1 pseudogene is annotated in these 306 nt (G+C 49.0%); it reads right to left on the bottom strand.

The features are described 5' to 3' along the window. Window positions 1-306: pseudogene (locus NE473_RS30955) on the bottom strand (extracellular solute-binding protein); the annotation flags it as partial.

Below are 306 nucleotides of genomic sequence, written 5' to 3'. Positions count from 1 at the left end.
CCAAGATAATCCAGCCAGTCCTGCCGGAATATGATCAGGGCATTTGCCGCATTGTACTGGGTGATAAACGGCAGTCCGTAATAGTTTCCGTCGATGGCCGACCACTGATACTCATCCTCCAGCCACGTTTTTATATTGGGCATTGTCTCAAAGTAATCATTGAGCGGAATAACCATACCGTCATCAATCCACTGCTGTGTAGCACTGGTTCCATAGGCACCCGTAACCACATCCGGAAAATCTCCGGAAGCCATCGCCACGTTGACTTTTTCCGTATTTGCCTCCGGTACAATCTCCACAGTCAGA

Source organism: Hungatella sp. SL.1.14 (assembly GCF_024460495.1).
GTDB classification, from domain to species: domain Bacteria; phylum Bacillota; class Clostridia; order Lachnospirales; family Lachnospiraceae; genus Hungatella; species Hungatella hathewayi.
The sequence above is the reverse complement of the archived record's forward strand: the minus strand, read 5'-3'. Positions and strand labels throughout refer to the sequence as shown.